We start from the raw sequence: 21532 nt of genomic DNA on the forward strand, positions 1-21532 counted from the left end.
CGCTAAAAAGTTTTGTACTTATCTTCTAACTTATCAGTTTAATAAACCAATAGGAGATGCAATTACTAGCTTAGTAAATAACATTGCACTGTGCAGCAATCGTGGTACATCATTGTTGCAAATGCATATAAGCCCTAGTAGCTTCGATGCTTTAACTAAGTACTTAAGCTCGATAAATAAAGGTGAGATGCAAATGGTAGAACGTAGTGTGCAAGGTAACTGGCAGTTGTTTTTGGATGAATTAACTGATGATTTTGATATTCCTTTTTAAGTAATTCAGTAGTACTAGTGTAAATAGGCAATAAAAAAGGGGGTGTAATTGACCCCCTTTTGTTTTTATTTATTGGATAGAGTTGTTTGGTAAACCGACGTGCCAGTATTTAGCTAAAAGAAAGTGCGTCTCTGTTGCTAATTTTTTGATTACATAAATTGACCAGATTTTATCAAGGTAATTTTTGTCATCAGGATGTAAAGCGTTGTATATGGTAATTAGCTTAGAATCGGAATCTTCCTCAGTTAACCACCAATCAGAGTACTTAAGTTCGGCTCCTAACTCTATGCATCTACCAATAATCGCTTTTTCAATTATCGATGGATGATTAAAAGTGTTTACAGCACAAAATAAGTCGGCGCCGTCCAAAACATCCGCTAAACAGTGCTTAGACTCATTGGATGCAAAGCCTAAATTCCAGATTTTTGCTGGTCGTGGCATAAAAGCAACTAGGTTATCAACCCAATTAATTTTATAGTTTGGACTACCAGCGGGTTGGATATTGTAAAGTTTCGCTAGAATGCGAAGTTGAGCAACATTGGCGCCCAAGTAATGAGAACGCTTAAGTGCAAACAATTCCAAATCGTTCATAATATAAGTTGTCATGGTACTGTTTCCGTGATAGGTGGATAGAGAGCGGTTGGTAGCCTTGTGTCTCTATCCACCTTTATGTAAATATATGAACTCATACACTTACAAGCTTTTGTTACAAAACTTTACAAATGACATTACCTAAAAAAAATAACCCATTAAGCGAACAAATAACCATCCGATTTACAAAAGCCGACTACGACGCGCTTACAAGCATCCCTCAATATAGAGAAAAGCTTCGAGCGTTAATTGTTGAATGGCTTAATAGTCAAGAGAAAGAAAAAGAAGAATAGGTTGGTAATCTCAAATGGGCCAAGTTGGTAAATTCAGGCGCCGTATTTTGATAGAGTAGGTAGTTATAAAAAAAGATGCCATGATTGATGGCATCAATGATGCCATCTTTTTTTACATCTACAAACACCCCTAACCTATCGGCTGAAACCCTGATTCTTTCGTTCAACCCTAGAAATTTTTTGCGGTATTTTTGAGGTTGCAATGCGCCTGTCTCGATTTGGGGGAAAACTTGGTTGGTAAGATTCCAAGCTACCGACCTCTATAAAAACTTTTATTTTAAGAAATGATTTTAAAAATTTGCTGTTCGACTGCCACATTATATAGATAACAAGCAACTTAACATTATTTCCTAACATGAACCGATTTTAAGCCTAACATTAACCCCTATTTGTAGGGTTTTTAGCTGATAAAATACTTTTTTGAGCATCAAGCGAGCATTTTTCTAATGTACTAACTTAGAACTGATGTACCCTGAAAAGCCTCAAAATGGTACCCAACCTAACTTAAATAAGCATATTTTGAGCATTATTTATGTTTGGATGCCTGAAAGTACTGAAAAATCGTTAGTTTTGCGATGTTGTTTTTCATGTAGCTGGATTTTTGAGTATTTGGGGCGCCTATAAAGCATTCTATGAAACTAATGTACTGGGAACAGAATACGTACTTGCTGCGGCAAATAAAGCGGGTGTATCACGGTTCGTTCAAATTGGTGCTGCTGCTTCAGTCTTCAATCACAAACCACTATCTAATATTGATGAACTGGCGCCACTCCAACAACCCGCTTTTTCTCCTTATATTGCAACTAAAAGCATTGCCGAACAAAAAGTAATTGCAGCAAATCAGACTGGTTTTACAACTTCTGTCGTTCGTCCTTCATGGATTTGGGGTAAAGGAGATCACACCCTACCACAATTAGTAAAAGCAGTTCGTACAGGGAAGTTTATTTGGATTAATCAAGGAAATTATCCTTATATGACAACTCATGTTACCAACGTTTGTCATGGCGCCATTTTAGCAGCAGAGAAAAGTCCTGGTGGACAGTCCTATTTTCTAAGTGACGGTGATGTAGTGCAATTTCGGGAGTGGGTAACAATGTTGTTAAATATTGAGGGGGTTAGACCGGGGAAGCAAAGTATCCCTCGGTGGTTAGCTTGGAATGTTGCCGGATTTATGGAGATGGTTTGGAAGACGACTAAACGTAAAGACACTCCACCAATTACGCGAACGATGGTGAGGTTGATTGGTCAAGAGTTAACATTTAGCGATTACAAAGCTAGAACAGAGCTTGGTTATACACCGATAATCAATCGTGATGCTGGGTTAGCAGAACTTGCGGTATGACAATGTCATTAATTTTGGTAGTATTTCTTTTTACCATAGAGACGCAGAGTTCACAGAGTAGAGACACGTAAACCGGAGGTTTTCCCGTAGGGATTAATCGTGTCTGTACGAGAGTAATTTATAAGTGTAATGTAGATAATTTGAACTTACAAATCAGTTTAAGTTTGTGAATCAGAGTTTTGCTGCTTTTTCCAATCATCAGTTAATAGACCGCAGAATCGCCAGTCTTCATCTGCAATTTCTTGAATAACGATATGCGTATGCTCTGGTTTTTTACCCAATATACGCACAAGCGAATTGGTTACTTCTTTTACAAGTTGAGCTTTTTGCTCTCTTGTTGCACCTTTTGTAATTTGGATATTAACATATGGCATAATGTTCAGCAGTGACAATAACAAATGCGCTCATCAAAAAATAATAGTATGGTGGCTTTTGCCACCCTACAACGAACCAAAACTTTTGACATGAAGTACTAAGGATGGAAATAAAATGCTGTTCCTAAAACCGCGTAGGTAATAAGTAGCAAGGCGCCCTCTAGCCAATTAGTCTTTCCATCGGTGCTAATAGAGTTAGTAATAACAACCGCAATTGCAACTGTCAATACTTCAAAAGGATTAAATTCCAAATTCATCGGTTGCCCTATAAACTGACCGACTAGTACTAGAACTGGGGCAACAAACATGGCAATTTGTAGGCTTGAACCCATCGCTACTGCCACCGCTAAATCCATTTTGTTTTTAATGGCAAAGGTCGCGGCAGTTATGTACTCAACGGCGCCTCCAAACAGTGGAATTAAAATTACCCCTGTAAATAATTCACTAAGACCTAAAGTCGTAATGGCTTTTTCTAAGCTCTCAACTAATATATCAGAAACAAATACCAGTACAATAGTACATACTAATAAAATAATGATTGGTTGCCATAAAGGTTTACTTTCATGAGTAGTATAATCAACTTCTTCTCCTTCAGTTGTTCCCACCTCATATACATACTTATGAGTTTTTATGGAGAACAACAGCGACAAAACGTAAAATAGCAATAAAAGAACAGAAGCGACTGCGGAGAAATTGTTGATAGTTGCAAGCTCCAATCCTTGTGATGTAAAATCAATTGCTGTAGGGGTTAGTAGTACAACTAGTGCTAAATTGAGCGAAGAAGCATTCATTCTTGCTACCGTAGGCTGAAAATTTTGCTCTTTGAACCGTAACCCTCCTAAAGTAATTGCGGCGCCTAAAGCCAAGAGCAAATTAGCAATGATAGTCCCCGTAATACTAGCTTTGACCACATCTACTAAACCAGCTTTAAGAGCAACGATAGAAATAATCATCTCAGTTGCATTACCAAAGGTAGCATTAAGCAACCCTCCCAAAGAAGACCCAATAACACTAGCAATTTCTTCTGTAGAATTAGCAATACGAGCAGCTAAAGGAACAATTGCCAAGCCAGAAGCAAGGAAAACAATCACAGGATTTAAATGTAGCCATTCAGTTATAAAACAAATTGGCACAAACACCAGCATCCCAAGTAAGATTTTATCCTTTGTTGTCATTTTTAATTTATCCTGTATCATTATCTACTTTTCAGCAAGACTAGAAACCGGGCTTTTTGCCAAATATTGTGCTAAAAAAGCAAATCATCGTATAAAAGCCCGGTTTCTTTGAGCTTGTATGACGCATCGTACAGTCTTGAATTATATTACTAATAAGCAAAAATATTAAGAAGAATAATTTATGAAAACCCATAATCTCAAAATTAATCAACTGGCGCCTGAAGTCTATGAGTGGTATCTTTCATACTTAGAGGATATTGACAATAAAGACATTGAAGCGTATATCAATTTTCTTGCTGACGATAATATTTGAATAGCTGGCGCCAGCGTATTACAGATAATGACTAAATGTAGCAGTTAGTATACTTGATCTAGAAATAAGATTTATGTGGCAGATAAAGGTGCTGTTTGCTTCAACGTTTCCATGAATAAGTTTTTGAGCCAAAATAAAAATCATTCAAGTTAACATGCCCTTCATTGCCTGCCACAGCACGACTGAAGCTTATTTCGGCTGTGGGCTTCAGTTTATTTGCTAAGAATCCTGAGTTTTGATAAAAGATTGAACTTCTGAAATTGTTTTTCGCAAATAATTTTCGGTCTTTTCTAGCGCAGCTAGTTTTTTTAACGTTTCTTCTTTTTGTTGTAAAATGTTATTTAAATATTTTTGAAAACAACTACCATCTATTACAGATTGAAGTCTAAAGTTGTATTCTTCATCCGTCATAATTTTACCAGCGCTTGCACTGCTTTCAAGTTCGTGCAGGTGTTCAACCCATGCTGAAATGTTTTCTAGCTTGTTTTGATTGTTTGCTTGTTGAGTCATTGCGCCGCTTCCTTTTGAATTTTATATTTTCTTATAAAAGATTGTGAGGCTTCACGTGTTAAAATCATTTCTCTCTCATAATCAGGATTTTCTTCAAATCAAATATTTGAGTAAAAATCCTTAGCTCGATCAATCGCTAATATTTTAATTATACCTTCTATCTCAGTATCGATTACCTCCTCAACGATTTCTGACATTAACCAAGTTCCTGCCCCTTTAACTGTTTCGACAAAAGTTCTACCTTCTAAACAATTCCAGGGTGCCGACGTAAATGGGTCTAAAGATAGATACTGTCTAAGTTCGCTATAAGGATATATTATTCCATACTCCCTTGATATTATCGTACCTGCTTGTAATCTGCCACTTATATCCCTCACTCCTCTAAACGAAGAACTATTATCTAAATATGTCACTACATCTGCTAAGTATTCAATTTTACTAACACAATCTCCAAATTTTGTTCTTGCAATTCTACTTCTATCTCTTTCAAAAAACTCGTTAATATATTGTAATGATTTTGCTACCCAGTTGATTAATTCGTCCTGTGTTACTTAATCTGCACCGACGACATAACTAAATCTGTTAAATCCTAAATTAGTCATATTTTATTCATAGTTTAATATAATTTAATACACACATGATTGTTTTATCATATATTAAACTTATGTTCAAGCACCGTCGAAAGTCAAAAATCCTCCAAAACTTGCTCTTAAACGATTTACATTAAAAATTTAGTAGTTTGATATTATAGACTAAGTGGGCAAACATATGTGAGTAATACATTAGCACTATGTCTAAGCGTAAGAAAGACAATCTCCAGTGGATTAAAAAAACGCTTGAGTTAAAGCCAGACCACGGCTGGGATGGTCCACCAGGCTATAAAATTTTTGTGGCTGATAGAGGCGCCGTTCGTTTCAATGTCCCCCGTGACTGGGCTTTCGAGCCAAAAGAAAAGTCATTTAAGTTTACCGATAAAGAACCGCCTGATGATGATTGCTGTTTGGAAGTATCTTTTAATCGTTTACCTTCATCACGTGATTGGAGCTTGTTTCCGCTTAAGTCGGTTTTGAGACAAGCAATGGAAGAAGATGATCGTAATATAATTGAGCGGGGAGAAGTTATTAGCGTTAAACGTCAAACTGCGCGCATTGTTTGGATGGAAATTAAATTTATTGATACTCAAGCTGAACCACGTGAGGCTTTTTCGCGAACTTGTGTTGGTATTGGGTCAAATATTCAATGTTTGATTACATTCGATTATTGGGCTGACCAGGCTGAACAGTTAATACCTCACTGGGATGAGGTGATACGCTCGCTTACGTTAGGACTATATATTGGTGATCCTAGGACTGGTTTTGCTTTACCTGATTAAGTTATTGACTGCACAGGCAGGATGCCTGTGCCACAATATCCTGTGCCACAATGCCATAAGAAGATTAAATGTTACAGTACGTTAAAAGTCATACAGTTGAATGAAAATACTACTCATAATTACAGTAATAGCTGATAAGCTATATTAAACGGGAACATTCCAAAAGTTTGAAGATATGGGATGTAACCAATTTGACAGGCAATATTAACAATTTGGATAGTTTGATATGTTCAAACAAATTAGAAACACAGCAAGAATTGTTGTCGGTTCCGTATGTACTGTCATAGGTATAATAGGGGTATTACTTCCTCTTCTGCCTGGTACTCCTTTTCTTTTAGTAGCTGGTGCTTGCTTTTTCACCTTAGAGCCATAACGCGCGTTGCGGCGCCAATAAGGACTTACTTGCAGTCCTTTAAAAAACATAAAGGCTATGCGTAAATGAGCAGAATTATTACATTTTTAGGCAAAGCGTGTACTGGGCAAACTACACTCGCAGTTGCAACTGCCAAGTGGTTTGCTAAAAATTCTCAACGGGTTCTACTCGTTACTCATAATCCTAGTCCCTATGCAGAAGTTCTGTTAGAAACATCTTTAAAACCAGTTCCCCTGCATATTGCACCATTACTTGATGTGGTGCAGTTGCAAACTACGGTTTTATTAGAACAAGTTTGGGATGAAGTCAAAAAATGGTTGGCTCTTTATATTCCTGACTCTGTAAAAGTAGATGTCTATTCGGGAGAGGTCGTCATATTACCAGGATTTGATAGTCTTCTTGGCTTCAATGCTTTGCAACAGTACTATCAAAGTGATGATTATGATGTGATTATATATGATGGACGGGGAGATTTAGAGTCTTTGCGATTATTTGGACTCCCAGAGAGCGCAGATTGGTATTTCCGACGATTTCGCGAAGTTTTTGAATCTTTAGACTTGAGCAAAATTGCTGACTCTATCGGTGGCCCAATTGCTAGCGCTTTTGTTGCAGCAAATATGGACAGTCGAAAAGTACACGAAGCAATCGGACAAATCCAAAGTTGGATTACTAAAAGTCTTGCTGTAGTTGGAGATGCTAAACGGTTAACTGCATATCTGGTGACAACAGATGAAGTAGGCGCCACGAGGGAAGCTCGTTGGTTATGGGGTAGTGCCCAGCAAATTGATTTGAGGGTGAGTGGTGTTCTTTTGTATCAAAGTCACGCTGTAGAAAATAAAGCTTTACTCGATGAAGCTTTTTCTCCATTAGAAGTCAACTTGATTCCAAGATTACAAAAACTTGACTGGGAACCTTTGCTACAAGCACTACCTGATTTCAACAATATTCCGCATATTCCTCAACCTTTAACTTTTGATTTACAGCAACGTCAAGTAAAAGTATTTTTACCAGGATTTACTAAGCAACAAGTTAAGCTTACTATTTTGGGTACAGAGCTGACCGTTGAAGCTGGAGAACAACGACGAAATATTGTTTTACCAAAAGAGCTACGAAATCAACCTGTTGTCGGAGGCAAATTTGAAGAACCATATTTGATTATTTCTTTTTAATATGGCGCCTTCCTATAATCAGACCGCACGTAGAGACTAAACATGTTTAGTCTCTACATTTTTATTATGGGTAATTTACTTGATATTACTACTGATATACAAAATTTAATCAGTATTTTATTTCTTATGACTGATTAAGTCTACACATTTAAGCAGAAGACAAGATAGGTAAATTTATATAAAGTAATATGTAACAAGTTGAATAAAATATTTAGCAACGTAAAATTACTTTAAGGTTTGTTAAACGTTGCGCCAGTACATGGTAAATAAAATAAGAAAACAAAACAAAAATCAAATACGTAAATCATAATAAAATCGAGGAAAAGATTATGGATACTATGGTTGTAGTTGCTTTAGTTACTTATGTTGTTCTGTTCTGTATGACCGCTTGGGTCGTTCATAATTATGTTCAGGAAACTAAAGCTATTTCCAAACGGCTAAAATATCGTTAAAATAGAAGTTCACCCTTGTAAAACGGCGCCTTGCTGATTTTTGTTTCGGGGCGCCGTTTATTCCTACGAGTTGTTAAAAGTGCTTGTTTTATTTGGCATGTTAAGTGATGATTATGTTATGAGCAGTTTTGGATGTTAGAGGACGGGCAGGATGCCCATCCCACAAGATTTGATTTCACAAGGTTTCATTCCATAGGATTTCATTCACTTAATAATTTACTCGGTGAGGCGCTTATGTCTTATTCTGCAAGTCCGGCTAATTCTTCTTTTGTACATAGAGCAATTGATACTCTTAAGGTTGCAATTCCGAATGTAGTTGTTTCGTTAGTTGTTTCGGTTGCTGCTTCTGTTGTTTTAACTGGTTTAGCTTATTCGCTGAATGCTGCCTTTGGAATTCCGGTGATTCCTTTTTTCTTTATTATGCTGTAACTCTTTAGAAACCTGGTTTTCTGGAAAAACCAGGTTTTTGTGGGCTAATTAATTTGAAAATTATGTATGAAGTTGTTCATAGCACATTGGGACGCTATCGCATCCGAGTGCCTAGATTAGCTGATGATTTACAGTTTGCTGAAGCTGTCAGTAATTTACTTGAATCATTGCAGTTTGTTAAGGAGGTTCGTATTAATTCCGCAGCTAGCTCTGTTGTTGTTGACTGTAAAGCCAGTGCGGCTAGGGATAGTACGAGCCATAGCAAAATTCAAGAAGTTATTTTGAGTTGCATAGAGCAGGCAAGCTATACGAAGCAAGCAAATGATTCTGATTCTAAACAAACTGCAACAGACTCATTTGATGATTTAGACCAAATTCCAGAGGTTAACCAATGGAAAGATTTGGGTATGCCTTTGCTCAGTTTTACTCTGGCTATGATGGCTGCTCCGTTGGAAGTGCCACCTTTAATAGTAGGTACAGCTATTGCAGGCGCCGCATTACCTTGGTTTAACCGTGCGGCAGATAGCCTTATTAAGCATCGTCATCCTAATATTGACCTGCTTGATTCGGTATGGATGACTATGCAAACTCTGCAAGGACAGTATATTGCCCCAGCACTCAAAACAAGTTTGGTAGAAATTCGCCGCAGTTTTCGTGGTCAAGGTGAGAAAAGTCGAGAGCAAAAGGCTTGGGATTTGTTAGATTGTCTAAATCAAGATGTTTTGGTGGAACGTGATAATGTTGAACTAAGCCTGAAAGCTAGTGAGTTAGAAGTTGGGGATTGTATTAAGGTTAGCACGGGTGATTTCATTCCTGTAGATGGGGTGATTATTTCAGGCGCCGGTTTAATAGATTGCTATCATCTAACTAGAAAAGCTACCCCTGTTCATTGTGGTGCAGGTAAAAAAGTTTATGCTTCTTCTATTTTGTTAGAAGGAGAATTATTTATCGAAGTCAAGCGAACGCTCGATAATACTCGTATTGGACTTGTCGCTAATATCATGCAAACTGAACCTGTGTATGATACGCAAATAGGACTGCACCAAGCCGAATTTGTTAAAAATGCAATTTTACCAACTTTATTATTAGGAGGCACGATTTTTGCAGCAACTGGTAACTTAGGAGCAGCAATTTCTCCATTCCAATTTGACTTTGGTAGCGGTATTCCTATTTCTATCTCTACTACATTCCTTACTGCTTTAACTTATGCCACCGAAAATGGAGTGTACATCCGTAGTGGTCGCGCTTTAGAAGTACTATCACAAATGGATACTTTGGTGATTGATGAGTCAGTACTAATGTATTTACATGCTATTGGTTCTGATGTTACTGGAGTAATCAACGCTTTACAACAACAGGGTATTTCTATTTATATCGTTAGCTACAATTTAAATCAACAAATTGCCCTTCACCCTGACTATATATTGAGTGAAGCTAATCCACAAAAACATTTAAATCTGGTTCGTGGACTTCAACATCAGGGAAGAACTGTAGCAGTACTGCAAGATAGGTATAATTACAAACCAGAGTTTAAAATTGGTGATGTTTCTATCTCAATTGCTCGTAATGAGTCTGTTGCAGAAGAAACAGCAGATGTGGTACTACTAGATTCTCAACTGTGGGGATTAATTTATGGAATTGCAATTGCCAAAAAAGCAATGCAGGTAGTTTACGAAAATACAGCAACAATTGTTGTCCCCAACTTGATGATGCAAATAGGTGGGGGTATGGTACTGGGTATTAATCCCGTTTGGAACGTTATTGTCAACAATAGTTCTGCATTCATCGCTGAGTTTATAAACAGCGCACGTACAGATTTTGACTCAATTCCGGCGCCTGCATCTTTAAGTTGTTATAAACAGCAGAAAAAACCAAGTATGCTTGCAATTGCACCTGGTTCAGCAGAATTGGCTTTGCCTGTTACTATAGGTTCCGAGCGCTGGCGCCATGCTACTTAGCAATCTTGTGGGGTGGGCATCCTTGCCCGCCTTATTAATTGGAATGGAACGGGCAAGGATGCCCATTCCACAATGATTAATTTCCACAAGAGTTTTGATGTGTTAAACGAGGACTTCATGTTCAGCTTGGATGTTACAGCGCTCCATGCTGTAAACAAAAACTCCTCCTGTATCAATTTTATAAACCCAACCATAGAGATTGATTTCACCCTTATGAAGTTTAGAATGAATTACAGGATAAGTCCGTAAGTTTTCTAACTGGGTTAAAACATTCTCTTCGATTGTGGCATTTAATAGTTCTTCTCCCTCGTAGTCTTGATAATTTTCTTTAATTAATCGACGAGTTGCTTCGGCATGTTTCAACCAGTCGTACACTAAAGGCATATCTTCGGCTAACCTACCAAGTTGCAATAAACCTTTCATGGCGCCACAGTTAGAATGACCGCAGACAATTATTTGTCTTATTCCTAAAACTTGCACTGCATACTCAACCGCTGCTCCTTCACCACCATTCGTTGCACCGTAAGGAGGAATTATATTACCCGCGTTACGAATAATAAAGAGTTCACCTGGTTCGGTTTGAGTCAATAAATTTGGGTCAATTCTGGAGTCTGAGCAAGTAATAAATAATGCTCTGGGATGCTGTTCAGTAGAGAGTTGCTCGAAAAGGTCTCGATGTTGGCTAAAATACTTAGTTTGGAATTCGTGTAGACCAGCTATTAATTTTCGCATAGATTAAACCCTTACAGTATATAGGTTAAGGGCAATCAACATTTTGAATTCCACTTTGATTTTCAAGCCTTGCACAAGATTGCTCGGAAACTTTTAATACTTTACTGGGGTGTATGGAAAGGTCAAGCATTGCAAATAACATTAGCAACGCTAAAGGCCCAACAACAAGCATGAATGCGAGTTTACGCACATTCAAGAAATCTGGATAGTTAACCATTATATGTCTCACAAAATGAAGTAAAAGGCTGATAACTGAATTAACTAAAAGTTATCAGCCTGAATGGATATTCAGAATAGAGCAACTGTGTTGGAAAGAGTCTAACCGATTGTCACTTCACGCGGGGATAAATCGCCAGTACCATTCTTCGATGATCTAAGATCTGCTTTTGCTTCTGCTACTAAATCTTGGAAAGATTCACTCGCTTCAGCTGCACTCGACTGAACTTTATCGAATGCTTGGAAAACCCATACCAAGCCAGTTTTAGCTGATGTTCTTGCTGCCTCGGAAACATTATGACCTGTCGCAGCATCTATGGCGCCAAGTACTGGTGCAGCAACTAAGGCGCCAACACCAATTACAGCAGCAGTCATTGGTTCTAGTCCTAGCAATAAAGCTTCTAACTCAAACATATCAATTCAGGCTCCGATAATAAGGATGTTACAAACCATCATTCGTTTAACTACCGCACTATAGATGACGGCAAACTAATTTTCCGTAAATCTAGTGGCTTGTTGATTCAACTTTATCCAAGCTTATATGGAAAAAAGCCGACAGGCTATAGTGTGTCCCAGGATAATAGCTAATGCGAAAGACGATTACTAAGTGGAAAGAATCACTACTTGTTTTGATTCTGTGTTCCTACTCACTAATAATACAAGTATTGCAGATGTTTTGGAGATTAAGAATTGTTAATCAATCGATACAACATTTTTTGCATATATCATCAATAATTATTTATGATGATACAGTTTGTGACATTTTAGTAAACTTTGAAGAAAAATATAGTTATTGTTTGTAAGTATCTATCCTATAATTACCGTAGCACTACCAAGATTTTGCACTATCTGCCAATAGTCAGAAACCGGGTTTCTTTGTTGAAATCCTGTAATAAAATAACGATTTTGCGTAGAAACCGGGTTTCTTTGCTTAACGGCGCCTATTCTTCTCTATCTAAAGGTATAGCAGTTTCCACTTTAACTAAAAGCAAAAAGACCATGAAAGCTTCTCCACGTAACAAACATAATTCTGAACAAGCGCAAAATATCAGTTCTCCTCAACGCATAGGGTCTTTTAAGAATCTATTAACAACAAGTTTGAGGCTCGCACACAGCTTGTTAAGCCATTTGGATTCCAAAACTCGACTAGGGTTATCTATTATGTTGGGGATGATTGCTTTTTTAGTAATGCCAGATTCCATGCATTTTGATAACCGTATCCTAATCAGTTGGATTTCAGGAATTCTCTGCTTCCTAAGCTTGGTAGTGTTAATGATATGCAATGCAACTCCCCAAAAAACGCGCTACCGTGCCCAACGTCAAGAAGCACAGCATTTAGCTGTCTTTATGTTGGTGGTAATGACAGCTTGCACTAGTATCTTCGCCATTGGGTTAATGCAGGCAGTAAGCAACACCAAAAATATTCCAGCTTCTACCCAAGCAATCGAAGTTAGTTTGTCTTTAATAGCAGTTATTGGTTCTTGGTTTCTGACTCATACAATGTTTGCCCTGCATTACGCCACTTGTTACTACCGTCAAGATTTCATGAACAAGGAATTTGGGTATGCTGGGGGCTTAGATTTTCCTGGTGATGACTTACCTGACTACTGGGATTTTATGTATTTCTCTTTCACTTTGGGAATGACTGCTCAAACTTCAGATGTTTCGATTCCATCTTTATCCATGCGAAGACTCGCTTTAGGACACGGAATGATTTCTTTTTTCTTCTACATGGTGATTTTAGCTTCGAGCGTTAATATTGCATCCGGATTACTTTAACACCCTGATAAAGCTATGACACAAGTTTTACTTAACGTAATTGAACGACCACTTCCACGCTTGCTGCTATCGTTGATAATGGCAGGGGTTGTTTTCCTCATCATGTCTAGGGCGACTTTGGAATTTCGTCTACTCGCTACTTGGGATACAGGAATTGTATGTTTCTTAGCACTACTTGGATTGATGATAGTTGGCGCCAATTCTCAAAAAACCAAAAAATGCGCCCAAACTCAAGGAATAGACCATCTAGCAATTTTTATTCTAGTTGTCTCGGTAGCTTTTACGAGTTTATTTATTATTGCAGCAGTGCTAGCAAAACATAAAGATACTTTTACACCAGAAGTTGGCATGTCTATCGTCGCAATTGTTTGTTCTTGGCTTTTGGCACACACAATGTTCGCGTTACACTACGCAGCGTTTTATTACCGTAAGCTGCCGTTGGATCCAGAAACAGAATACAGTGGGGGGTTGAACTTTTCTAACGAGGAACCACCTGACTATTTAGACTTTATGTATTTCACCTTTACTTTGGCAATGACCTCCCAAACTTCAGATACAGCGCTTGTCACATCTAGCATAAGACGTTTGGCTTTGGGACACACAGTAATGGCATTCTTTTTCTACAGTGTGATTTTGGCTTTGACTATCAGTATTATTTCTGGACTCATTTGAAAGTGGCAGGATTACAATTATGCATCTCATCTCAGCTTTATTACTTGCTATCGCCTCAAATATAGATAACTTTGCCGTCGGAATCGCTTATGGAGTTAAAAAACTCAAAATCGGTATTCTGACAAATCTATTCATTGCTTTTGTTTCTGCTATTGGTACATATTTATCGGTTGCTGTTGGCAAAGATATTAACCAGCTTATTAGTTTTTGTACTTAGTATCTTGGGAATATCAATGGGATATTTTCTAGGCAATCGCTTTACAAGCAGAATATCTGGATATTGGTCTGGAATTGTTTCAGGAGCGTTAGTGATTATCATTGGTATATATGAATACTTCGTTGTTCCATAACCTTTGTAGAGACCGTATGAATACGGTCTCTACGTAATTTATTCTGTCTCACGTGTTTTGCGGAAATATCTATTTGATTTGCTGATGGCGTCTATTGTTAGTCGGCATTAAATCAATTACATTATTAAAGCTGCTGAAGTAGTCTATGAGAGCAATGGCTGAACAACCAGTAAATTCAATCCATTCGTACTGGAATAAGTTAGTTGGGTTAGCTTGCTCTAGAGGCATAGAACAAGTAGGTATAGCAAGAAGTAGAGACACTTTTTCTTCACCATAAGGGTCTTGACCCTCTAGTCTAACGGCAGCGATGTAAGTAGTATTGATGATCATATTATCAACTCTGATAAATGCCATATATTTAAATGTTTGTGGGTAAAAGAACAATAGATGAAAGTCTTGGTTTTTAATTAAAATTTTTGAAGTCTGCCGGAATTACAAACTATGTGAAAATTGCATATACTGCTTTAGGTACAGATTCATAGCAATTTTTGGACAAAAAATACCAGCAGCTACAGTAATTCTAGTGACACCTCCTCACAAGTTACGCTATTATAAGCTGCTGGAATCGCAATATTGAACTATTCGAGTTTAATTCTTCATAACTATTGATTAGTAAAAGCTAATGAATCCAGAAACCGGGTTTGTTTAGAAACCCGGTTTTTTTTATGCATAGCTGGCATTTTCTTTTCTTGCTTCTTGACCAGTCCACTTTTGCCAACGCTCAATAGCTCGTTCGACGTTTTCAAGGTTTTTATCTCCGCTGAAACAAATCCTCCCCATCCGCTCGCAGGCCATTAGTACCTCAGCGTTTCCTAAAAAAGGCGCCAAAACAAAGTTCTCAGCCTTAGTATACAAACTCATTAAATAAGAGACAATACCTTCGATTCCCTCAATCGCAATAGGTTTTTCTGGCTTTAGCATAGGTTTACGAGAGTAAACCCCTATATACGTATTATCTAAAATCCACTCGAACCTTAAAGGCATTCGGTGACGAGTGCAAAAATCTTGAATTTGACCTTCACGAGCAATTACAGCAACAACATGAGCTTCATCAACCAAATAATCATGATTCCAAGGTGAAGAAACCGTGGCAATTGCTAAAGACGCATTTGAAGGCAATAATTTATTTACAAATTTACCATCTGCTGTGTCGCCACAATAAACTAAATGACGCTCAAGCATCCACTCGTCGCCAATATTTACTTCGGGTGAAGCTTTATATCTAGAGTGTTTCTCTTCAAAACTTGGTTTCGTCCTATGGAGTTTAACGGATTGTTTCGCCTCAATTTCGGCGGTAGTACTTTGAAGTGCCATTAGTTGTTGCTCCTTATATTTAGCTCTTGCCTCTGCTGCTAGCTTTTCGTGTTTTTCCTGTTCTAGACGCTTTTGTTGGCGCCCAGCTTCTAAGGCCTTTTCTTCTGCCTGTTCTGCAATTTCTCGCTCTTTAGTTCCTGCTCTCGCTATTTTGAGTAGATTTGAATGACTTTTTGCAACAGGTGTCTTCTTAATAACTTCTTTAACTTCTGGGTCTATATTTTTGGCAATTTGTTTACCTAATTGGTAAGTACGCTTATTGTAACCAGTTTCTTGAGCAAGCTGCTGTGTTGTTTTACTTGGGGATGAAATCAATTCACCCCCTTTTTTCGTATATTGGTTCTCTCCAGATTGAGCGCGTAAACCAATACGCTCTAAAATTTTATCTCGCTCCAACCAAAGTTCAGCCCGCTCTAAAGCCTCTAGTTCGTTGCGAATTAAATTTTCGTCAATTTCAGCCAATCGTGCGTGGTCTGTGTCAACGCAGGTAACAACATGACACTCAATTTGGTCTAACCCCAATAACTTACAGGCAGTAAGTCGGTGGAGTCCAGCGACAAGATTGAGGTTTTGGTCGATAGTAATAGGATTTAAGAGTCCATTCGCTTTAATTGACTGCATCAACTCTGCAACTTTCTGGTCATTCAGAGGACGCCTGTTGGAATGGATACTAACCCGGTCAATGGCAACAAGGGACATAAAAATTACCAAATAATCAACTGGCGATACAGAGACAACAAATCCAGAAGCTTGATATTCTTAGGATTTGGTTAAATATTGGACTGTTACATCCGAGACTCACCTTAAATTCAGTACTATATATGAAATGACTTTTAAAATCAAATCTTTGCCTTATTTTAAGTCGAATCGCTGATTATAGCCGAGTTTTATGCATATGCATCTACCTTGGGGACGAAATACTAATCCCCAAGCGTTAATTTACACTGCTTTCGGTCTCAGGTCAAACAGCTAAAAGTAAGTAAAGTTGGTTTTTTTTAAACGAGAGTTGCTGAGAAAGTGTTTATAAAGAAAAAATAGATTAATAAATTACAAACACTTTTAATCATCAAGTCTATATATATAACCCATAGTAAAGATAATTTTTGCTTAACGCCTCTATCAGTAGAAAGATAGATGTCGTAATATCAACGAATGTAAATATAAGTTAAGATATCTCACAATATAATAAATTTAAATACTCAAGAAACCGGGTTTCTAGTAACAAAAAGTTAAGCTAGTATTACTACTGAGGCAGAAATTTATGCCAGTCTTACCGGAATATGAAACTCTGATACTAAAGCAATCGCCAATACAAGACTACGAAATTATTCACGTTACAAGAGAGCGGTTTCGCATCCGCATATCCAGACTAGCCTCTGACCCAGAGTACGCTAGTAAGTTAACTTGGTTAGTTGAATATGAAGATTTTGTACTTAGTGTCCGTATTAGCTTGCTCAGTAGCTCGCTCATCGTCAATTATGACCCAGATGTACCAGTTACAACCGTTCAGTCAAGCTTGTTAAAGTGTATTGAAAAGGCAAGCCAAGCGGAAGTTCCTGCGGGTATTGTGCCAATTAAAACCGAATCTAGACCAGAAATTGACTGGATAGAACGATTGGGATTACCGATTCTGAGTTTGAGCTTGGCTGTGCTATCAACTCAGGTCATGCCCATACCAGCTGTTGCACTCGGCGCCTTAGTCACAACTGCCGCAATTCCCTTCGTAAGTCGAATCATAGAAATAGTAATCAAGGAACGGCGCCTCGATTCTGATATTCTCGATGCTATTTGGCTAGGTTTATATACATTAAAAGGAGATTTTGTCGGTCCATCGCTGATGCTGAGTTTAATGTATACCGGAGATGCACTTCGAGATGTCACTGCCCGCGCATCAGAGCGACAGGTATTTGATTTGCTAAGTAGCATGGATAAATTTGCTCGCTTAGAACGCGACGGAGTTGAGGTATTAGTTCCACTTAAGGAAGTACAAAAGGGAGACCGCGTTGTAGTTTATCCAGGTGAAATAATTCCGGTGAGTGGCAGGGTACTGCGAGGAACTGCACTAATTGACGAACATCGCTTGACAGGAGAATCTACTTTAGTATCTCGCTCAGAAGGGCAGGTAGTTCATGCGTCTACATTAGTTTTAGAAGGTAAAATCAGCGTTTTAACAAAACGACTTGGTTCAAATACGCGCGTAGGATTAACAGTACAACTTTTACAGTCCGCTCCAGTTCACGATACTCGCGTTGAAGACTACGCCGCAAAAGTTGCAGATGCCACAATTGTTCCTAGCATGTTGTTAAGCGGCGCCATTTTTGTTTTGACTCAGGATGTTTCTCGGTCGCTGGCGCCACTGCACCTTGATTTTAGTCATAACATCCGTATTGCCGTACCCTCTACCATTATTGCTGCTCTCACCTTTGCTGCACGACACGGAGTTTATATTCGTAGCGGTCGTGCTTTAGAAATGTTAGCGCGAATAGATACAATAGTATTTGATAAAACAGGAACACTTACCCAAGGGAACGCCGAAGTTGTAGAGATTTTAACGGCAAGTTCAACTATTTCATCAACTGAGGTATTAGAAGTTGCAGCCTCAGCAGAACAAGGTAACACCCATCCTGTCGCAGGCGCCATTCTCCGTTATGCTGAAGCCCAAAATATTCAAACTCAACCTTGTTCAGCATGGGATTATCGCATCGGTTTTGGTGTAGTTGCCGAAATTGGCGGTGAAAAGATTTTGGCAGGTAGTCATCGTTTAATTTCTCAAGAAGGTATTGATTTAAATCCCATCTATAAATATCATCCACAATTACAAACAGGAAGTCACTCAACAGTTTATGTTGCCAAAGGCGGCGAATTACTTGGCGTAATTTTATATACAGACCCAGCCCGTGCGGAAAGTGCCGAAGTCATTTCCACTTTAGAAAACCTTGGAAACGAGACCTATATGTTAACGGGTGATAGTAAACGGGTTGCGAATCATGTTGCAAAACAGTTAGGTATTAAAAACAACCATGTTTATGCAGAATCTTTCCCTGACCAAAAAGTTGAAGTCATTCGACAGTTCCAAAGTCAAGAACGTACCGTTGCTTTTATTGGTGAAGGAATAAATGATGCTGCTGCCTTAGCTCATGCTGACGTTTCTATTTCTTTTGCAAGTGGTATTGATATTGCTAGAGAAACCGCCGATGTAGTGTTATTAGAAGATGACCTACGTGGTATAGCATCAGCTATCGCCATTGCCAAACAAGCAATGGATATTGTCTATCAAAATACTGCGCTCATTGCCATCCCCAATATTGGTGTAGTGTTAGCAGGAGTCTTATTTGCCTTCGACCCAGTATTAGGCGTTATCATCAGTAACGGTTCAGCTTTGGTTGCTGAGTTAAATAGTTTCCGACCTCTGTTTGAAAGTGGTTTTCCGACTTTCAACCCAGAACCCGTCAAATCTTCACCTACACCTGAATCTTCTTCTCTATCTAAAGGAATAGAAGCTTTAACACCTAGTCCAGTTTAATTGTTGTTCGCTGTCATTAAATATGATAGATGTAGAGACGTTACATGTAACGTCTCTACAATGTTTTGTTGTTTAACCAACCTATCAAAATTAATTCCGTAAAACACCTCATTCATTTCAATCCACTATCATTACATCCCTTAATCATTCTTTGGTTATATTTATAGGTTAATTTTTGTTAACCATATTGATCTTGTAGGTTAAAAATAGTCTTATACTTAAGTACATAGTTCAAATAGTAAAGAAATTCTTAAGTCTCACGCCCACAGGGTATTTAGTGAAGTTTAAGCTTTATTGCATATTTTCCAAATTTAGAAAATGTGCGTTGTACTATAGTTATTAAGTTGCAATATCGAATTTTGAGATTATTGCAAATGCTGGTTCAGGTTCAGAGGAAATTAGTATGCCTCGATGTCCTGTTTGCCGAACGAAATACGTTGTAGGTAAAGTTGATAACTGTTCACTTTGTGGTTGGAACCTTCAGCCATACTCCCTTGTTTTAGGGTTAGTACCAGAAGTTATGCTCAAAGAGCAAACTCGGTTAGAATGGGCACAAGCACTATGGGCAAGCGTCAAATTTTATCGAGAACAAATACAGCAGTTTCAACTCAAACTCAAAGACACAGAGCAAACAACAGTCCAACTTCGTTCTGAGTTAGAGCAAGTAAAACGAACGCGCGACCAATTTCAGACAAACCTTAATCAAAGGGAATTAGACCTTGCACACCTGCGCTTATTGCTAGAACAGGCAAATCAAACCCATGACCAGCTTCTAGCAACATTGCAACAAAAAGAATCAAATCAAGCAAACCTGCTTTATCAGTCAGAGCGAGTAAACCAAGAGTTGATTCATTTGCGTTCAGAACTTGAAAAAGTTAAAGAAGCGCAGAACCACTTGGAAGCTGAAGTTCCAATAGAAACAGTTTTATTAGTTGAGTCTCAAGTTCATGAGGAGAAAGAAGAAGAGAAAGAAGAGAAAATAGTTCACATTCAGCCTGAAGTTGTACCAGCTTTAACAATTAACAAGCAAACATTGACTATTTATATAGTAAATGTTGATGCTTGGGGAAACCAAATAGATTGTTATCAAAATCAAGTCTCTTATTTCCAAGAAAAGTTGGAAAATTTTGATTTAGATTTAGAACTTGTTGAGTTACCAAAGGGTGAATTTTGGATGGGTTCTCAAACGACGGAGCAAGGACGAGAAATTCATGAAGAACCTCAGCATCTCGTCAAAATCGAACCTTTTTATATGAGCAGATTTCCTATTACCCAGTCACAATGGCGAGTAATTGCTAATTTGCCTACTATTAATCGTTCGCTTAATCCTGACCCATCTAATATTAAAGGTGACAATCAACCTGTAGAACAAGTGTCCTGGTATGATGCAGTTGAATTTTGTGAAAGACTGGCTCATGCCACAGGAAAAAATTACAGACTGCCTAGCGAAGCTGAATGGGAATATGCTTGCCGTGCTGGGACTTCAACTCCCTTTCACTTTGGCGAAACTATTACATCGACCCTTGCAAATTATGATGGTAACTATACATATAACTTGGAGGCGCCGGGTCAATATTGTCAACGAGCAGTAGCTGTAGATAGTTACAAAATTGCAAATGCATTTGGACTTGTTGATATGCATGGCAATGTGTGGGAGTGGTGCTATGACCCTTGGCACGACAACTATCATGGAGCTACCTGTGATGGTAGTGTTTGGGAAGAAGGAGGAAGTCAAAATCGCCGTCTCTTGCGAGGTGGCGCCTGGTATTGCTTACCTTGTTTATGTCGTTCAGCACAACGACACTGGGATGAAGCAAACCACGGAGGAAGCGGTATTAGTTTTCGAGTAGTGTTCTCAGTATGAAAGAAGTGAGACAAGATATGTCAAAACACGTCAAACAATTTCACCAAATGGTGATGCAGAACCCGCCTCTGCTAAAAAGGCTAAAAAGTGCATCCGACCGAGACAGTTTTGTAAAGTTAATTGTACAATTAGGCGGGGAATATGGTTATAGCTTCACCTCAAAAGAAGTCGAAGTTTACATTAAAGAAAACTTATTGACCTTAATTAGCCAATTTTCGTGAAAATTTCAACGCTACAGTTATTTCTGCATTAATCAGGACTTTATTTCAATATAAATACATATAACTTCAAGTGATTTACTTTTCTAAAGTTTTTTGATTACTGTTAAGAATTTACTGTAGAATGAATACAATCGCAGCAGAAGCATTAAACTTAATAGCAACTCTGTATTGCAGATACTTCCCTCATTGATTAGTAATCTAAATATTTTTAATCAGCGCTATCTATCAGATTTTGGTAC

25 protein-coding genes and 1 pseudogene are annotated in these 21532 nt (G+C 38.1%); 16 read left to right on the forward strand and 10 right to left on the reverse strand.

Annotation, left to right across the window (positions count from 1 at the left end; translation table 11 throughout):
- On the forward strand, positions 1 to 271 hold a 271-nt coding region (locus DSM106972_RS13095; protein WP_201800720.1), incomplete at its 5' end, for a hypothetical protein.
- A 69-nt stretch (positions 272 to 340) separates the two neighbouring features.
- Here DSM106972_RS13095 and DSM106972_RS13100 read toward each other — a convergent pair.
- Positions 341 to 877: a hypothetical protein gene (locus DSM106972_RS13100; protein ID WP_127081120.1), complete on the reverse strand. Its 537-nt coding sequence runs from the start codon at positions 875 to 877 to the stop codon at positions 341 to 343.
- Between the two features lie 116 nt (positions 878 to 993).
- Here DSM106972_RS13100 and DSM106972_RS51365 point away from each other — a divergent pair, with 116 nt between their 5' ends.
- Together DSM106972_RS51365 and DSM106972_RS13105 are read left to right on the forward strand one after the other, a co-directional pair.
- Positions 994 to 1155 carry a hypothetical protein gene (locus DSM106972_RS51365; RefSeq protein WP_158632816.1) on the forward strand — a complete coding sequence of 54 codons (162 nt, stop codon included), beginning with the start codon at positions 994 to 996 and terminating at the stop codon, positions 1153 to 1155.
- A gap of 583 nt (positions 1156 to 1738) precedes the next feature.
- A pseudogene (locus DSM106972_RS13105) lies at positions 1739 to 2497 on the forward strand (NAD-dependent epimerase/dehydratase family protein); the annotation flags it as partial.
- A gap of 158 nt (positions 2498 to 2655) precedes the next feature.
- Here DSM106972_RS13105 and DSM106972_RS13110 read toward each other — a convergent pair.
- Positions 2656 to 2871: a tautomerase family protein gene (locus tag DSM106972_RS13110; protein WP_127081122.1), complete on the reverse strand. Its 216-nt coding sequence runs from the start codon at positions 2869 to 2871 to the stop codon at positions 2656 to 2658.
- A 98-nt stretch (positions 2872 to 2969) separates the two neighbouring features.
- Positions 2970 to 4046 carry a calcium/proton exchanger gene (gene cax, locus DSM106972_RS13115; RefSeq protein ID WP_127081123.1) on the reverse strand — a complete coding sequence of 359 codons (1077 nt, stop codon included), beginning with the start codon at positions 4044 to 4046 and terminating at the stop codon, positions 2970 to 2972.
- Between the two features lie 181 nt (positions 4047 to 4227).
- On the opposite strand from cax, the gene DSM106972_RS54870 reads away from it, so the two are divergent.
- Entirely contained in the window at positions 4228 to 4359 is a 132-nt protein-coding gene (locus DSM106972_RS54870) for a hypothetical protein (RefSeq protein ID WP_267901103.1), read from the forward strand.
- A gap of 219 nt (positions 4360 to 4578) precedes the next feature.
- Here the strand turns inward: DSM106972_RS54870 and DSM106972_RS13120 are convergent, their stop codons facing one another.
- Both DSM106972_RS13120 and DSM106972_RS13125 read right to left on the reverse strand, forming a co-directional pair.
- Complete coding sequence (locus DSM106972_RS13120; protein WP_127081124.1) at positions 4579 to 4869, reverse strand: hypothetical protein; 291 nt, start codon at positions 4867 to 4869, stop codon at positions 4579 to 4581.
- A 98-nt stretch (positions 4870 to 4967) separates the two neighbouring features.
- Positions 4968 to 5282, reverse strand: coding sequence for a hypothetical protein (locus DSM106972_RS13125; RefSeq protein WP_127081125.1), 315 nt, complete (start codon positions 5280 to 5282; stop codon positions 4968 to 4970).
- 377 nt (positions 5283 to 5659) lie between these two features.
- Between DSM106972_RS13125 and DSM106972_RS13130 the strand changes: the two genes are divergently transcribed.
- The 6 genes from DSM106972_RS13130 to DSM106972_RS13150 all read left to right on the forward strand — a co-directional run bounded on the left by DSM106972_RS13130 (position 5660) and on the right by DSM106972_RS13150 (position 10622).
- Positions 5660 to 6241 carry an Alr1449 family protein gene (locus DSM106972_RS13130; protein ID WP_127081126.1) on the forward strand — a complete coding sequence of 194 codons (582 nt, stop codon included), beginning with the start codon at positions 5660 to 5662 and terminating at the stop codon, positions 6239 to 6241.
- 226 nt (positions 6242 to 6467) lie between these two features.
- Positions 6468 to 6614, forward strand: a complete 147-nt coding sequence (locus tag DSM106972_RS55780; protein WP_127081127.1) for a DUF454 family protein — start codon at positions 6468 to 6470, stop codon at positions 6612 to 6614.
- A 65-nt stretch (positions 6615 to 6679) separates the two neighbouring features.
- Complete coding sequence (locus DSM106972_RS13140) at positions 6680 to 7783, forward strand: Get3/ArsA fold putative tail anchor-mediating ATPase NosAFP (RefSeq protein ID WP_127081128.1); 1104 nt, start codon at positions 6680 to 6682, stop codon at positions 7781 to 7783.
- Positions 7784 to 8112: 329 nt separating this feature from the next.
- Positions 8113 to 8235, forward strand: a complete 123-nt coding sequence (locus DSM106972_RS54875) for a hypothetical protein (protein WP_267901104.1) — start codon at positions 8113 to 8115, stop codon at positions 8233 to 8235.
- Positions 8236 to 8469: 234 nt separating this feature from the next.
- The gene (locus DSM106972_RS13145) at positions 8470 to 8664 is read left to right on the forward strand and encodes a hypothetical protein (protein ID WP_127081129.1); all 195 of its coding nucleotides are present in this window, start codon (positions 8470 to 8472) and stop codon (positions 8662 to 8664) included.
- 62 nt (positions 8665 to 8726) lie between these two features.
- The gene (locus DSM106972_RS13150) at positions 8727 to 10622 is read left to right on the forward strand and encodes a P-type ATPase actuator domain-containing protein (protein ID WP_127081130.1); all 1896 of its coding nucleotides are present in this window, start codon (positions 8727 to 8729) and stop codon (positions 10620 to 10622) included.
- 102 nt (positions 10623 to 10724) lie between these two features.
- Here DSM106972_RS13150 and DSM106972_RS13155 read toward each other — a convergent pair whose 3' ends face one another.
- From DSM106972_RS13155 to DSM106972_RS13165, 3 genes are all read right to left on the reverse strand, one after another.
- A complete protein-coding gene (locus tag DSM106972_RS13155; protein WP_127081131.1) occupies positions 10725 to 11354 on the reverse strand; it encodes a carbonic anhydrase in 630 nt (209 codons plus the stop codon).
- A gap of 25 nt (positions 11355 to 11379) precedes the next feature.
- Positions 11380 to 11571 carry a hypothetical protein gene (locus DSM106972_RS13160; protein WP_127081132.1) on the reverse strand — a complete coding sequence of 64 codons (192 nt, stop codon included), beginning with the start codon at positions 11569 to 11571 and terminating at the stop codon, positions 11380 to 11382.
- A 101-nt stretch (positions 11572 to 11672) separates the two neighbouring features.
- Complete coding sequence (locus DSM106972_RS13165) at positions 11673 to 11984, reverse strand: DUF5132 domain-containing protein (RefSeq protein ID WP_127081133.1); 312 nt, start codon at positions 11982 to 11984, stop codon at positions 11673 to 11675.
- A 492-nt stretch (positions 11985 to 12476) separates the two neighbouring features.
- On the opposite strand from DSM106972_RS13165, the gene DSM106972_RS13170 reads away from it, so the two are divergent.
- The 3 genes from DSM106972_RS13170 to DSM106972_RS13180 are packed head-to-tail and all read left to right on the forward strand — an operon-like array spanning position 12477 to position 14238.
- Positions 12477 to 13349 (forward strand): DUF1345 domain-containing protein, encoded by an 873-nt coding sequence (locus DSM106972_RS13170; RefSeq protein WP_233787887.1) that lies wholly within the window; start codon positions 12477 to 12479, stop codon positions 13347 to 13349.
- Between the two features lie 15 nt (positions 13350 to 13364).
- Positions 13365 to 14021, forward strand: a complete 657-nt coding sequence (locus DSM106972_RS13175) for a DUF1345 domain-containing protein (protein ID WP_127081135.1) — start codon at positions 13365 to 13367, stop codon at positions 14019 to 14021.
- 19 nt (positions 14022 to 14040) lie between these two features.
- A complete protein-coding gene (locus tag DSM106972_RS13180) occupies positions 14041 to 14238 on the forward strand; it encodes a manganese efflux pump (RefSeq protein WP_127081136.1) in 198 nt (65 codons plus the stop codon).
- A gap of 202 nt (positions 14239 to 14440) precedes the next feature.
- Here the strand turns inward: DSM106972_RS13180 and DSM106972_RS13185 are convergent, their stop codons facing one another.
- The gene (locus DSM106972_RS13185; protein ID WP_127081137.1) at positions 14441 to 14725 is read right to left on the reverse strand and encodes a hypothetical protein; all 285 of its coding nucleotides are present in this window, start codon (positions 14723 to 14725) and stop codon (positions 14441 to 14443) included.
- Between the two features lie 309 nt (positions 14726 to 15034).
- Complete coding sequence (locus DSM106972_RS13190) at positions 15035 to 16384, reverse strand: ParB/RepB/Spo0J family partition protein (RefSeq protein WP_127081138.1); 1350 nt, start codon at positions 16382 to 16384, stop codon at positions 15035 to 15037.
- Positions 16385 to 16946: 562 nt separating this feature from the next.
- Here DSM106972_RS13190 and DSM106972_RS13195 point away from each other — a divergent pair.
- From DSM106972_RS13195 to DSM106972_RS13205, 3 genes are all read left to right on the forward strand, one after another.
- A complete protein-coding gene (locus DSM106972_RS13195) occupies positions 16947 to 19208 on the forward strand; it encodes a heavy metal translocating P-type ATPase (protein WP_127081139.1) in 2262 nt (753 codons plus the stop codon).
- 403 nt (positions 19209 to 19611) lie between these two features.
- The gene (locus DSM106972_RS13200; protein ID WP_127081140.1) at positions 19612 to 21072 is read left to right on the forward strand and encodes a formylglycine-generating enzyme family protein; all 1461 of its coding nucleotides are present in this window, start codon (positions 19612 to 19614) and stop codon (positions 21070 to 21072) included.
- Positions 21069 to 21293 carry a Nif11-like leader peptide family natural product precursor gene (locus DSM106972_RS13205; RefSeq protein WP_233787183.1) on the forward strand — a complete coding sequence of 75 codons (225 nt, stop codon included), beginning with the start codon at positions 21069 to 21071 and terminating at the stop codon, positions 21291 to 21293. The genes DSM106972_RS13200 and DSM106972_RS13205 overlap by 4 nt, the downstream gene beginning before the upstream one ends.
- The last annotated feature ends 239 nt before the right edge of the window (positions 21294 to 21532 follow it).

Source organism: Dulcicalothrix desertica PCC 7102, from assembly GCF_003991905.1.
GTDB lineage: Bacteria > Cyanobacteriota > Cyanobacteriia > Cyanobacteriales > Nostocaceae > Dulcicalothrix > Dulcicalothrix desertica.